General features: G+C 58.0%; 14 protein-coding genes. 8 read left to right on the top strand and 6 right to left on the bottom strand.

The window, feature by feature from the left end:
- Positions 1-554: 554 nt before the first annotated feature.
- Both MHX65_RS04970 and MHX65_RS04965 read right to left on the bottom strand, forming a co-directional pair.
- Complete coding sequence (locus tag MHX65_RS04970; RefSeq protein WP_239269106.1) at positions 555-3,971, bottom strand: choice-of-anchor M domain-containing protein; 3,417 nt, start codon at positions 3,969-3,971, stop codon at positions 555-557.
- Positions 3,972-4,204: 233 nt separating this feature from the next.
- Positions 4,205-4,729: a sortase gene (locus tag MHX65_RS04965; protein WP_239269105.1), complete on the bottom strand. Its 525-nt coding sequence runs from the start codon at positions 4,727-4,729 to the stop codon at positions 4,205-4,207.
- A 610-nt stretch (positions 4,730-5,339) separates the two neighbouring features.
- On the opposite strand from MHX65_RS04965, the gene MHX65_RS04960 reads away from it, so the two are divergent.
- Positions 5,340-6,125 (top strand): formate/nitrite transporter family protein, encoded by a 786-nt coding sequence (locus tag MHX65_RS04960; RefSeq protein ID WP_239269104.1) that lies wholly within the window; start codon positions 5,340-5,342, stop codon positions 6,123-6,125.
- Here MHX65_RS04960 and fdhD read toward each other — a convergent pair.
- Both fdhD and MHX65_RS04950 read right to left on the bottom strand, forming a co-directional pair.
- Positions 6,122-6,940: a formate dehydrogenase accessory sulfurtransferase FdhD gene (gene fdhD, locus MHX65_RS04955; RefSeq protein ID WP_239269102.1), complete on the bottom strand. Its 819-nt coding sequence runs from the start codon at positions 6,938-6,940 to the stop codon at positions 6,122-6,124. The two genes, MHX65_RS04960 and fdhD, sit on opposite strands and share 4 nt — an antisense overlap.
- Positions 6,940-7,188 carry a DUF6457 domain-containing protein gene (locus MHX65_RS04950; RefSeq protein ID WP_005276987.1) on the bottom strand — a complete coding sequence of 83 codons (249 nt, stop codon included), beginning with the start codon at positions 7,186-7,188 and terminating at the stop codon, positions 6,940-6,942. The genes fdhD and MHX65_RS04950 overlap by 1 nt, the downstream gene beginning before the upstream one ends.
- 354 nt (positions 7,189-7,542) lie before the next feature.
- Between MHX65_RS04950 and rpsH the strand changes: the two genes are divergently transcribed.
- From rpsH to MHX65_RS04915, 7 genes are all read left to right on the top strand, one after another.
- Positions 7,543-7,926, top strand: a complete 384-nt coding sequence (gene rpsH / locus MHX65_RS04945) for a 30S ribosomal protein S8 (protein WP_005276990.1) — start codon at positions 7,543-7,545, stop codon at positions 7,924-7,926.
- Positions 7,927-7,941: 15 nt separating this feature from the next.
- Entirely contained in the window at positions 7,942-8,478 is a 537-nt protein-coding gene (gene rplF / locus MHX65_RS04940; protein ID WP_239269100.1) for a 50S ribosomal protein L6, read from the top strand.
- A 3-nt stretch (positions 8,479-8,481) separates the two neighbouring features.
- Complete coding sequence (gene rplR / locus MHX65_RS04935) at positions 8,482-8,883, top strand: 50S ribosomal protein L18 (protein WP_023025204.1); 402 nt, start codon at positions 8,482-8,484, stop codon at positions 8,881-8,883.
- 40 nt (positions 8,884-8,923) lie between these two features.
- Positions 8,924-9,547: a 30S ribosomal protein S5 gene (gene rpsE / locus MHX65_RS04930; protein ID WP_005276995.1), complete on the top strand. Its 624-nt coding sequence runs from the start codon at positions 8,924-8,926 to the stop codon at positions 9,545-9,547.
- Between the two features lie 3 nt (positions 9,548-9,550).
- Positions 9,551-9,736 (top strand): 50S ribosomal protein L30, encoded by a 186-nt coding sequence (gene rpmD / locus MHX65_RS04925; RefSeq protein ID WP_005276997.1) that lies wholly within the window; start codon positions 9,551-9,553, stop codon positions 9,734-9,736.
- A 3-nt stretch (positions 9,737-9,739) separates the two neighbouring features.
- Positions 9,740-10,186, top strand: coding sequence for a 50S ribosomal protein L15 (rplO, locus tag MHX65_RS04920; RefSeq protein WP_005277000.1), 447 nt, complete (start codon positions 9,740-9,742; stop codon positions 10,184-10,186).
- Between the two features lie 142 nt (positions 10,187-10,328).
- Positions 10,329-10,469, top strand: coding sequence for a hypothetical protein (locus MHX65_RS04915; RefSeq protein ID WP_239269098.1), 141 nt, complete (start codon positions 10,329-10,331; stop codon positions 10,467-10,469).
- 106 nt (positions 10,470-10,575) lie between these two features.
- Here MHX65_RS04915 and MHX65_RS04910 read toward each other — a convergent pair whose 3' ends face one another.
- Both MHX65_RS04910 and MHX65_RS04905 read right to left on the bottom strand, forming a co-directional pair.
- Positions 10,576-12,078: an FAD-binding oxidoreductase gene (locus MHX65_RS04910; protein WP_239269096.1), complete on the bottom strand. Its 1,503-nt coding sequence runs from the start codon at positions 12,076-12,078 to the stop codon at positions 10,576-10,578.
- An 11-nt stretch (positions 12,079-12,089) separates the two neighbouring features.
- On the bottom strand, positions 12,090-13,397 hold the full coding sequence (locus MHX65_RS04905; RefSeq protein ID WP_239269094.1) for a class I SAM-dependent methyltransferase: 1,308 nt from the start codon (positions 13,395-13,397) through the stop codon (positions 12,090-12,092).
- Between the last annotated feature and the right edge of the window lie 148 nt (positions 13,398-13,545).

Genomic DNA, 13,545 nt, shown 5'->3' with positions numbered 1-13,545 from the left:
ATTAAAGGAAGTAAAACAGATTTCGATATACGACTAAACAAAGCTAATCACATTTCTCACGGGGGAGCCTTCGTCCATCCATTGGTTATAAATAGCTCAGGTCATCACGGTGATCGGCATAGACCCAATTTCTCTTAGTGGTCAGTCTATTCTATCACTTATTTGGGTCATCACTGCATACGGGCTCAATTTCCACTGACTTTCCCAAGAACCCGTAAACAGTTAGCTAAATTTATTATGCATAGTTTTTCTTTGTCAAAAGGAATGAATCAGGAAGGTAGGTAGATACCCGGCATATTCCATTGAACTATGTTTAACATGCTGAATGCAGCAGTCCAGGTTAGCTTCCAACCTATTCGGGCAGAGATTAAAGGCTTGGTGCGTAAAAACCACTTTAAAACGCAAAATGAGCCCGGCCCGAGCTAGTAATCGACCATGCTCGGGGCTGAGCTCTGCGTTAGGGGTTGATGCTTCTTGGGTTCTAAGGTCGTGGAGCAGTTCCTCGGTGAGAGTTCGTTGCGGTTGGGCGGTCAACGAACCCCGGAGCTTAAGGGCTACTGACTGCCTTTAGACCGCTTTTTCACCAGTACTATGCCGCCGACAACAAAGAGTGCGGCGAGCACGAGAACCCAACCGATATTGGCACCCGTAGAAGCTAGTGCGCCGTTGTGGGGGCTGGAAGAGCCTCCGCCGGATCCGGAGCTTGGACCAGAGCCACTGCCTGCGCCCTTAGCAGTAGTGGACTTGGTGGAGCCGTTCGACTTCCCAGCGCCATTTCCCATGGATGCCTTAGCGCCCGCATTCGATCCAGATGAGTTAGTTGCCTTGGACTTATCGGACCCCGGCTTATTAGTGTCGGTGCTATTCGAGCCGTTATCTGGCTTGGTAGCGCCTGGCTGCTTAACCTTCGAGGAGTCTGCGGGCTTGCCCTCTTCCTCTTCGCCTTCTTTGTCAGTGCCTTTTCCACCGGGCTGGGTGGTTGAATCGCCCACGAGGAAGGTCACGGTGTGCCAGTCGGTGAGTTTGTCGCCGTCGTTGTTGACGGTGCGCATTTCCATTTCGTAGCGCCCTGGTTCGGTAAAAATCCAGTGCGCGTGGACGTGGAAAGGACCATCCTCAACGCCTTTGATCGTATGGGTACCGTTGCTATCGGCTAAGGTGCGTGCCGGTGTGTTTAGGGAGGCAGTGTGGCCGGCCCACCATTTTCCGTCCGTAGGTGCCGACTTAGGGCGAACTTCGATCGCGGCGTCACGGTAGTCTTGCCCCACCTTGATCGTGTCCCACCCCGGCCACACAGCGTCGTGGTCCTGTTGCAATGGTAGGTGGTAGATCGTTGAGCCAGTCTTTACCATTCCGGTAAAAGACAGCGTCTTAGCCAGGGAGTCAGCGACCGTCACGCGGCGGGCATCGTGAATGCGCAGCGCTACGTCTTCAGGCACGTTGTGTTGGTCGTCTTCGTTGACATAGAAGCCGAGCTTGTTGTCCACAACCTTTGGCCCGAAGTCGATGTGGCCCTTGGTAATCTCGCGCTTCTTAGACGGTTCTGCGCTGGGAGCAGGTTCCGTTGTCTCTGGGCTTGGTTCCTTCGACGGTGTGGTGCTTTCCGTGCCGTTGGAGTCGCCTTCAGTGGCACTGTCGTTCCCAGTAGTGGGTGGGGCAGCAGATGATGAATCCTCGGTAGCTACCTTGAAGCGCAGAACAGCCTTTTTCGCAGGCTTACCGTCTTTTTCTGCGACCGTGACACCAACTTCATACGTACCGGGTTTGTTGAATGCCCAGTTGAGGTGCATGTGTTCTGCGGTTTCGGTGGTGTAGGAATGCGTGTCATCGCTGCCGGCAAGGCGCTGGTCCAGCCCGGTCTGATCAGCCTGGTATGCCAACCATTCGCCGTCCTTCGGGGCGCTGACGGGGGTGAAGGTAAAGGTGTAATTCTTCTTGGTGTCCTTGTAAGCATCCTCAGTGCTGAGCCCAGGCCACACTACACCGGTGCGCTGTGTCTCTGGCAGGACGTAGGCAGCGCTGCCTTTCTTTCCAAAGTGCGGAATGTCTTTGTTCAAAGTGGACTTGACCTGCTTTGGAACGGTGAAAAAGACATCGGAAGGCTTACGCCAGATTGCACCAATGTGGTACAGGTTCGTCTCGTCCTTGATGCCCAGGTGCAGCTCACCATCTTCGTGGATCGGGGAGATATCTACGTGACCCCGGTGCAGATTGAGCTCCTTGTGCGGGGTGTCTTTATCCTTCGGGTTCTGCGGCTTGGGTGAGGGGATCTTGGGAACAGAAGGCTTCGAGGTCGTGGAAGGCGATGGATTCTTGGATGGGGCAGAGCCTTCTGATTCTTCCGAATCCTGCGGCTTCTCTGGGGCGTCGGAGTCTTCTGGCTTCTCCGATCCTTCTGGTTCCTGTGAATCCGTGGAGTCAGAAGCCTCAGCGAACGAGACGGTGGTCTCAGCGATCGGCTCATAAGCATCTTTGTGAGTATGGCTAAATAGCGTGGCGCCACCGGCATCGGAGCGGGAATCAGGAACGATGCGCAGCATGAGTTGGTATCCGGGCTGCTTACAACTATCGATGAGTTGCCTGCTCGTTCTTTGCCCCGGCCCGGAAGTAAAGCTGATTTCGCAATCTGCAATATGCTTTTCCGGCAGGCTGGTCATCGGTTCGCCATTTACCTTGTAGAAACCGCCGGTAACGCGCACCGTGGTGCGGTCATCTTCGGGCTCTACGGTGATGTCGATATTGCGGTCACCATCGCCGTACACCTCGCTGGTGGACACGGTGATATCTGAGCTCTCGATCTTAAGGGGATCGGTCTCAAACGGCTCTATCTCTTCCATCTCAGGGGTAGGAAGCTCGCCGCTTTTCGTTGTATAAGCTTCGGCATCTTCATCGTCCTTTTCCCCATCGGTGCTGGTCCAGGACTTTACGGGTTCGGATACCCAGCGAGGGCTTGGGGAATCATTGTCGGGAATAAAGATGGCTTGGAAGTTGGATTCTTCATCACCAATCATTTCATCCCACGAAGCTTTACCGCCTTCTACCTTGCGCTCGGCAAGGTAGTGGCCGTTGATGGTGAATACGGCGCGGCCGGAGTCTTTGGCATTGCCAGTATCGAGGGAGAGCGTGGTGAGGATGCCTTGCTTCGCGCCCTTTGTATCGGCCTTGGAGGGAGCCATCTTAAATATAGGAGCGTTGGACTCGGCCCCTTCGGAGCCTGAGTATTCAGACTTGGCGTCGTTAAAGGCGGTATCAAGGTCGGTGATCGTGCGCTCGGCGGGGTTGGTTCCGCCTACCTGCCAGACCAAGGTTTGTGGCTCGGAGTGGATGAAAGTGCCATCCTTCTTTCGCGCAGAAGCGCGGTAGGTGACCTCGTAGTGGCCAGGACGGGTAAACGTCGTGGCGTTATGCGTGTGCGTGCCTGCATTGACCCAGGTGGTACGGAATCCCGGGTCGTGGGAGGACCAGAGGCGGTTCAGAGGATAGTTCTCGTCGCTGTAGGTAAACAGCTCCATGCGGCCGGGGCCCTTAAAATCAACGATTTCCATGTTGAAGGATTTATCGCGGAATTGATCGGTGGGAAGATCCGCGGCGGCACCGAACCCAGCCCAGATGGGCATGGTGTTTTTCGGGAAGCCTACTGCGGGGCCGCCGTAGTACATGAGCTGGTTTTTCTCGGCATTGAGAAACTCGAAGCGCGGGTCATCGGGAACGCGCCAGGCATAGGCTCCTAGGCCGCCATCGACGCGGCCGTGGCTGACCCAGTTGATCGTGTCCTCGATGGGGACTAGGCCCGCACTATTGGACATGAGTTTGAAGTTTCCGTCCTTCCACACCGCGTGCGGGGAATCTACGTGCGTTTGGGTGCGGACAAGTGGGGCGTCCTCAGCGAGGGCGAAGGGAGCGTGGAATAACGCGAGCGCCAAGACCACGACTATGGTGGCAAGGCGCGGTAGTGAGGTGCGCAACGGCATAAGGTTCTCCCAAGGTTAGGTGCAGTGAACTTTTATATAGGTTGCGACGAATACTACACTATTGCAAACCGTTATCGTTAGCGTTGTTGAAAATAGTGAACCTTTGCCCGCGAGCTGGGAAAGAAGATATAGAAAGTCCCCACCTCCGGTTGCGGAAGCGGGGACTGTGTAAAGCTGAGGAAAAGGAGCGGATAAGCGGAAGGCGGGCGAGTGACCGCAGTGCTGCTGAGCGGTTAAACTTTGTCGTCCGCGGTGTGGGTGGTGCCCTCGAATTGCCATCCCACGACGGCATTGCGCACGGCGGCCTCGAGGGGATTGGCGGGCTGGATGCAGCTAGTCGTCAGCAGCCTGCCTGGCATCGCGTCCTCGCCCCATACGCTGGAGTCACCGGCTAGGCCTTGTTTATCGGGGTCATGGAGATCGGTTGCGGTGTAGGTGAGCCAGTTCTGGTCGGAATTCTTGGTGCGTACGTACAGCTTGTCGCCGATGCTGACCTTGTGCTCGTTGGCAGCGCCATCGTAAAGCTTATTGAATACGGCAGGCACGCCGGCGCCGGTGTGCCAAGCGATAACGACGATATCGTCGGCATTTGTTCTAGGCAGGGAGTAGGGGCGGTCATCGGCAGTATAAGTGCAAGCCTTATCCATGGTGTCAGGGTTTATGGCGCCATCGACTACGCGGCACGTGCCATCCTCAAATTGGGCATGGACGTCGATGGCAGGGATAAACATTTCTACTGCCGCGGACGGTTCGAACACGGGAGCATTTTCTGCAGAAACTTGGTTAGTATCTAATCCTTCGGGCGAGCTGATGTTGCGTTCGGACGTATTGATGCTGCGATCGATCGTGCTGATGACGAGGATCGTTGCAACGATGCCGGCTGAGACTCGAAGGACTCCGGAGGACGCCCATGCGCCTTTAAAGCGATCCCAAGGGGAAGAAGGGGCTTTTCGGTGCCTTGGAGCTGAGGTCTCTTTTATCCTGCGATTCGGGTAACGGCTTTGGATGTGACGCGCGTGATGCTCTGCTTTCCGCCAATCGCGCTCTGTGGAATGGTGCCGGCCAGATCCACCTTTGGGCCGGGAATTTTTATCAGCAACGCTAGAAGCATGGCCTGGAGTGTTGTGATTTAAGGATGTAGTGTGGCGCGGTTGCGCTGCGGATAAGTGAGATCCCTTCCTCCGTGGGTGGTCTTGGTGCTCCACTGCGACCTCCGAGGAAACTAGGGACAATAGGGGTGGGTGTGAACCCAGCTTAGAGTAATAATTTTCTTTTCCGGCTTATCGAGGCAGCGGTTGCGCTAACCGCTACGATACTCCGTGATTCTCTTGTCCGTATAAGTACAGCTAAATAAGGAAAATAAAAACGGTGTCTCTCAACGAAGCTGCCAAGGCCGGATCCCTGAAAAAGGCCGCCCTACTCGATCAATCATTTTCACGATTTTCTGTCCGCGCAATTCTCGCCGGTGTGTATCTGTGCATCGGCACCGTATTTGCCGGCGTCGTTGGCCAAGCGGTGGAAGAGCTTGCCCCAGGCTTGGGCTCCGTGATCTTTGCCCTGTTCTTCGGCCTAGGCCTCTTCGCCATCGTTATCCTCGGTGCTGAGCTGGCCACGGGCAATATGATGTACATGGTCTACGGGGCGATGCAGAAACACTTGTCCTGGGGCAAGGCCTTCTACGTACTGCTTATTACCACGATCTTTAACCTTGTCGGCGCCATCATCTTTGCCGCCGTCATGGGCATGTCTGCCAAGCTCGCGAATATGGATCCCTCGCACCTGTTGGTCACCATCTCTGAAGGCAAGCTGACCAAATCCCCGCAGGGAATGCTCGTGGAGGGCATGGCCGCGAACTTCGTGGTCAATATGGGCATCGTTGGCGCGGTCTTTGCCAAGGAAATCGTGTCGAAGTTCATCGTCATCGTCCCGATCATCGGCATCTTCGTGGGCCTAGGCCTGGAGCACGTGATTGCCAATTTCTGTCTCTTCGCGCTCACCTTCTTCGGCAGCGATCCGCTGCCGGCCGCGCTGACCGTTGGCAATGTTGCTCTCAACTGGACGCTGGTGTGGATTGGCAACTTCATCGGCGGCGGCTTGCTCATCGGTGGCGTGTACGCCTGGCTCAATAATGGGCCGGAAGATTACCGCGACTAGGCCAGCGTGCCCGAATAAAGGTTAAAGCGATCGGCACGGGCAAAGCCCACTAGCGCCATGCCGGTCTCGCGGGCGGTCTCTACGGCAAGGGAAGAGGCGGCGCTGACGGCAACGAGCATGCCAAAACCGGCCATGGCGGCCTTTTGGACCAGCTCGAAACTGGCGCGGGAGCTCATGACCAAAATGAGGTCATCGGCGGGCAGGCGCTCTTCCATGAGCAGGTGGCCAATAACCTTATCGGCGGCGTTGTGCCTGCCGATGTCCTCCCGGATGACCACCGGCTCACCCTCGAGGGTAAATGCGCCGGCGGCGTGGATTCCGCCGGTCTTGCGGAATTCCTTTTGGGCGGCGCGCAGCTTCTCCGGCAGCTGGACCACCAGCTGTGGGTCCACGGGGATCTGGGGGATGGGGTAGCGCGACTTCTTTGCCAGCGCCTCGATGGACGAAGTGCCGCACACCCCGCAGGCGGACGTCGTCGTGGTCAGGCGGAGATCGCTCAAGTCCAACGGCGTATTCTTCACCAAGTCTATGTCCAGCAGGTTATAGGTATTCATGCCCTCGACGGTGGAACCGGCGCAGTAGCGGGCAGTGGTGACATTGGAAAGCGCGGCAATATGCCCCTCGGAGTGGAGGAAACCGTGCGCCAGCTCAATATCGTGGCCCGGGGTGCGCATGGTGGTGGTGATGGTCTGCCCGCCCACGCGAATCTCAAGCGGCTCCTCACCGGCGACGGTATCGGCGCGGGTATCTACCTGCGTATGCTCGCCCAAGCGGACCTTCGTGACAGCGAAGGTGGCATTCTTGCGTCCGGCCATTACTTCAGCGCCTCCTTGAGGGTTTCGATATTTACCTTGGCTTCTGCCGTGCTTGCCGATGCCAACCCCACCACGAACGCCGTCAACGGTGCTGCCGGCCGCGACTGGGTATGGGCCACGTCCTTGGTTAAATCCAGCAGTTCCCGGGTCAGCGCCGTGGCCTCATGTGGCTCGAGGTTTAATAGCCGCGCGGCTTCTTCAAGCCATTGGTGGGCGGTGCGGATCGGATCTTCGTTCTCGGTACTCATCTCAACTACTCCTCAACTATGTGGCGCTGTATCCGACTGTAATGAATGCAGGGGATTTATTTGGAAAACCGCAGGATATGGCGTAAAGTGTTCCGGCGTGCCTGCGCTGCAGCCGGTGCACGCGCAAAGCCTTGCGGGTTTTGCGTGCTGAACTGGTAAAACGCAGAGCCGAAAAAGAATTGAACATCAACTTTGTTGTAGGCCCCTCGCCGTTTATAGCGGACCGTTGTCTGAATCAAAGGGTGGCGAGCGCCTTGCGGTATTGACCGTGAGGAGCGTGAGTAGCCCGAAATCACACGGAAAACGCTTTGGTGAGCACGGGAACCGCAACGAGAAAGGTACACGGTCACTCATATGACTATGACTGATCCTATTGCCGACATGCTGTCGCGCGTGCGTAACGCAAGTAACGCACACCACGACGTCGTGTCGATGCCTACCTCCAAGTTGAAGGCAAACATTGCTGACATCTTGAAGCAGGAAGGCTACATCGCTGACTACACCGTTGAGGGCCACACCCTGTCCCTCGAGCTGAAGTACAACAACCGCGAGCGTTCCCTGTCTGGTCTGCGTCGCGTGTCTAAGCCGGGTCTGCGTGTGTATGCAAAGTCCACCGAACTGCCACAGGTCTTGGGCGGCCTGGGCGTGGCTATCATTTCCACGTCCCACGGTGTGCTGACTGACCGTCAGGCTGAGGAGAAGGGCGTAGGCGGAGAAGTTCTCGCCTACGTCTGGTAAAGGGAGGTTTGACACATGTCTCGAGTCGGTCTAGCACCGATCGCCGTACCAAACGGCGTCGAAATCAACATCAACGGCCAAGACGTTGAGGTCAAGGGCCCTAAGGGTACCCAGAGCGTAAACGTTCCGGATCCGATCACCATCAACGTGGAAGACGGCATCTTGACCGTTTCCCGCCCTGATGATCACCGCAAGCACCGTGCACTGCACGGCCTGTCCCGCTCGCTGCTCAACAGCGCCGTCATCGGCGTGACCGAGGGCTTCACCATCAAGATGGAAATCTTTGGTGTCGGCTACCGTGTGCAGCAAAAGGGCCAGAACCTGGAATTCAGCCTGGGCTATTCCCACCCGGTCCTCATTAAGGCTCCGGAGGGAATCACCTTCGCAGTGGACGGCAACACCAAGCTGTCCATTACCGGTATTGACAAGCAACTAGTCGGACAGATCGCCGCTAATATCCGTCGCCTGCGTAAGGACGATCCTTATAAGGGCAAGGGTATTCGCTACGAAGGCGAGCAGATCCGTCGCAAGGTCGGAAAGACGGGTAAGTAAGCAATGGCAAACACTGAAAACACGAAGCGCACTCCAGTCGGCAAGGACATTTCTTCTCGTCGTCGCGAAGCACGCGCACGCCGCCACTTCCGTATCCGTAAGACCCTGCGTGGCACCCCTGAGTCCCCGCGCTTGGTCCTGCACCGCTCTTCGCGCCACATGCACGTCCAGGTCATCGATGACTTGGCAGGCCACACCCTGGTTTCCGCATCCTCCATGGAAGCGGACATCCGTGCATTCGAGGGCGATAAGAAGGCAAAGGCTGCCAAGGTGGGCGAACTGATTGCTGAGCGCGCCAAGGCCGCTGGCATTGAGCAGGTCGTCTTTGACCGCGCAGGCTACAAGTACCACGGCCGCGTCGCTGCGCTGGCAGACGCCGCACGTGAAGGTGGTCTGAAGTTCTAATGATCATCGTCAACGGAAACATCAACGGAAGGATCGCGTAATGTCGGACCGTGAACAGCGTGACGGCGGACGCTCCGCCGAGAACAACAAGAACAACCGCGGCGGCAACGGCCGTCGCAACGATCGTCGTAACCAGCAGGACAACGAGCGCGATAAGTACATCGAGCGCGTTGTGACCATCAACCGCGTCTCCAAGACCGTCAAGGGTGGCCGCAACATGTCCTTCACCGCTCTCGTCGTCGTTGGTGACGGCCAGGGCCAGGTAGGCGTTGGCTACGGCAAGGCTAAGGAAGTTCCGGCTGCAATCCAGAAGGGTGCAGAAGAGGCTCGCAAGAACTTCTTCCGCGTACCTATGGTTGCCGGCACCATCACCCACCCGGTAGAGGGTCGCGACGCAGCGGGCATCGTCATGATGAAGCCCGCCGCTCCTGGTACTGGTGTCATCGCCGGCGGTGCTGCTCGTCCAGTGCTTGAATGCGCTGGCGTGCAGGACATTCTGTCGAAGTCCCTGGGCTCCGACAATGCACTCAACGTCGTCCGCGCAACCGTGGACGGCCTCAAGCAGCTGGTCCGCCCCGAAGAGGTTGCCGCACGCCGTGGCAAGTCCATCGAAGAGGTCACCCCGGCCCGTATGCTGCGCAAGCGCGCAGGTCAGGAGGCATAAACAATGGCTCTGAAGATTACACAGGTAAAGGGCCTGGTGGGCACCAAGCCGAACCACCGCAAGAACATTGAGGCTCTGGGTCTCAAGCGCATCGGTCAGTCCGTTGTTAAGCAGGACACCCCGATCATCCGCGGCATGGTTCACAAGGTTCGCCACCTGGTCACCGTCGAAGAAGTGGCAGGGGAGTAAACCATGGCTGATATCATCAAGCTGCACGACCTGCGCCCAACCGCAGGAGCAAATAAGCCCAAGACCCGCGTTGGCCGCGGTGAGGCATCCAAGGGTAAGACCGCTGGTCGCGGTACCAAGGGTACCGGCGCTCGTAAGCAGGTTCCCGCTGCTTTCGAGGGTGGACAGATGCCCATCCACATGCGTCTGCCTAAGCTCAAGGGATTCAAGAACCCGAACCACGTTGAGTACCAGGTTGTTAACGTGGCTGACTTGGCCGAGAAGTTTGCCGATGGCGGCGACATCACCGTCGCTGACATCGCAGCTGCTGGCCTCGTCCGCGCTAACCAGCCGGTCAAGGTTCTGGGCAGCGGCGACATCAACGTTAAGTTGAACGTCACCGCAGACAAGTTCTCCAAGTCCGCTGTAGAAAAGATTGAGGCTGCTGGCGGTTCCGCCAACACCAAGTAATCTGGACTAGGGAATAACTACACCCCCTTTCCTCGCACCTTATGTGCGGGGTGAGGGGGTGTAGTCGATCTATGCGGGCGTATGCATGGCAGTGGTAGTGTTATCACCGTAAACACTCATCCCTACTAGCTAGGATTTTGCTATGTCGTCCATTTCTTCATTCCTTGCCGCTGTCATCTCCGCCGTGCTTGCGCTCGCCGGCTCCACCGGCCCCGTTGACACCAACCCGCAGCTGTCCCAGCCGGATAACGCTGAGACCGCGCAGGTGGCCCAAGCGCAGTAGTCGCGCTGATTAAAGCCTCGGGCCCTGTCAGGGATTGGGCCCGTAGCTGCAAAAAGGGTGGAACGCTTTCACTAGCGTTCCACCCTTATGTGTTTTGGGACCCGTCCTAGGCCTCGTCCACGGTCTTTTCAAAGAGGCCGGGAAAGCGGTCATCGGGGTCCGTTACGGCCTTGATGGCATCGGGAAGCTTTCCGCCGTAGAGCTCCTCGAACCGCTCCCGGGAGTAGAAGGCCTCGGAGTACAGCGACTTGTGGCCGCCCAAGTCATTGACCTTCTCTTCAATGACGCGGTTGAACGCACCATTGCCGGGGGCGCTGGGATCGACGTGATCGCCGTCCACACCGGACCAGAAGCCGACGTTGACCCACGTCTTTCCGGGGCGCAGCGGGTAGAGCGGCCAGGGGTCCTGGGACTCGGCGGCAATATCGCCGGTGCCCACGAGATCGCCCACACCATCGCGCAGGCGGATGGGGCAGAGCCAGACCGGCTGGATATCGGAGGCCTGGAAGAACCAGTGGAGGAACTCCGGGAGGTTTTCCGGGGTGACCTCGATATCCTGGACCACGCGCTCGGCGCGCGGCTTGCCGTGCGGCTTTTTGATGAAGTTGTACTCCAACTCGTACTTGCGGTCCAGGCGCACCAGCTTCCAGTAGAAGGAGCTGCGGCGCAGCTCGCGCGGCCAGACCTTGCGCACCTTGGGGTTCTGGGCGCCAAAGGCACGCGAGCACCAGAACCAGTCGGTATCCCAGCGCCAGATATAGTCGCGGATGGTAAGGCGGTCGCGTCGCATGCCCTGGGCGTGCTGCAGGCTGCGGTAGTAGATCTTATCCCGCGTGTAATCGGAGGTAGGGCCCTCCTCATCGGTAAAGCGGGCGAAGACGAGGTAAGCCTCGTCCTCGGAAAAGACCACGCCGTCTAGGCCATCGACGGACTCACCCTCGTGGGTGTGGTTGACGGAGACATCGGCAAGCACGCGGCTTGCCTCCTCCACCGTGTGGAAACGCTGCTCGCGCAGCTCCACGTAAGGCGGGACGGGCTCGAGCTCGATCTTCAGGCGCACCGCGTAGCCCAAAGAACCGTAGGAATTGGGGAAGAGGCGGAAGAGATCGACGTTCTGCTCGCGCGAGCAGGTAAGGATTTCGCCGGTGCCGGTCAGGATATCCATCTCGATGACGGACTCGTGCGGCAGGCCGTTGCGGAAGCTCGTGGATTCCACGCCCATGCCGGTCACCGCGCCGCCCAGGGTGATGGTCTTAAGCTGCGGAACGACGAACGGCATGAGGCCGTGCGGCAAGGTGGCATCGACCAAGTCCTCGTAGGTGCACATGCCCTGCACATCGGCGGTGCGGGCGAGGGGATCGACCTCGATAACCCCGCCTAGGTCGGAGACATCAAGGCCTACCTGATTCTCGCTGCGGCCGCGAAAGAGGTTAGAGGTCTTTTTGGCCAAGCGCACGCGCTTGCCGGCGGGGACCTCGCGGAAGCTGCGCAGTAAGGTGTCTACGCCGGCGCGGTGGGCCTGCCAGCCTACGGGCTCGATGCGCACGGCGTCGACGGGGCGCGGCTGCAGGGCAGAAACGCGCTCGCGTAAGTGATCCAAAAGGGTCATATGGGCTCCTTTTAAAAGCGGCTGTCTTCCCACCAACGGCGCTCAGGCACGCCGGCGCGGGAGCCGGCCTCGCCGAGCTTGATGCCCAAGAAGTGGTAGAGGTTAATGATATTGCGCTCGAAGCCCCACTCCGAGCCGGCCATGTAGATGCCGTAGAGGCGGGCGGTGGGCAGGCCTACCAGGTTGCAGGCCTCTTCCCAGTTCTCCTTCAAGTTCTCGCACCACTCGTGCAGGGTGCGCATGTAATCAAAGCGCAGGGATTCGGTGTGGAAGACCTCGAAGCCATTGTCCTGCATGGCCTTGGTGACGTTGCCGGAACCGGTGAGCTCGCCATCGGGGAAAATATAGCGGTCGATGAAGCCGCCTTTGGGCGTCTTGTGGTTATCCGGGTAGGTGATGTTGTGGTTCAACATCAGGCCGCCGATCTTGAGCTTGCTGTACATGAACTTGAAGAAGTCATCGTAGTTCTGCACGCCGATGTGCTCGATGATGCCGATGGCGGAGATGGCATCAAAGCCTTCTTCGGTGACATCGCGGTAGTCCATGAATCGGACCTCGGCCAGATCCTGTAGGCCTTCTTCCTCGATTTTCTTTTGGCCCCACTCGGCCTGCTCTTGCGACAAGGTCACGCCGATGGACTTCACGCCGCGGCGTGCGGCGTAGCGCACCATGCCGCCCCAGCCACAGCCCACGTCTAGGTGGGTGTCGCCTTCTTTCAGGCGCAGCTTGTCAAAGATGAGGCGGTACTTGTTTTCCTGTGCCTCCTCCAGGGTGGCGTCCGGGGTGGGGAAGTAGGCGCAGGTATAGGTCATGGAATCGCCCAAGAAGAGCTCGTAGAAGTCATTGCCCACGTCGTAGTGATCAGAAATAACGTCGGCGTCGCGCTCTTTGGAGTGCTTGGACAGGCCATCGTGCAGCTTGCGGCGCAGCCAAGAGGCGCGCTCTACCTCAGGCACCGGCTGGATGTGGAAAGCGCCCATGGAAGCCAGCGAGCGAACCACGCGGGCCAAGTCTTTAGCGCTGGGTTTTTCAAACTTGTCATACATGGCGTGCAGGGCATTGAAGATGCCGTACGGGTGGGCGGGGTGCTCGCCTTCTACAGAGATGCCATCGGTGACATAGGCGCGGGCGAATCCGACGTCGCCTGGGTGGGTGGCGATATAAGCAAGTCCGCCAAGGCTATTGATGGTGACCTTGTATTCGGCATCGACAGGGCCGGTGGCCGAGCCATCAAAGGCCTCCCAGCGGAACGGGTTGGGACTAGGGATGAAGACGTCGATGATCTCAGCAACGGTCATCGGCGTGAATTTTTTGCTCATTCAGACTTCTTTCGCAATGTTGGGGTCACACCAATAACGACCTTGGTGTTTAGGGACCGCAAGGCCGGAATCCTACGGGTAGAAAATTGCGCAGGGCAATAATTAACATGGTAAACCCCTAGCGGAATAAGCGCGAAAGAATGGGCAA

This window comes from Corynebacterium sp. ACRPS (genome assembly GCF_022346005.1).
Classification (GTDB): domain Bacteria; phylum Actinomycetota; class Actinomycetes; order Mycobacteriales; family Mycobacteriaceae; genus Corynebacterium.
This window is presented reverse-complemented; position numbering and strand designations above follow the sequence as displayed.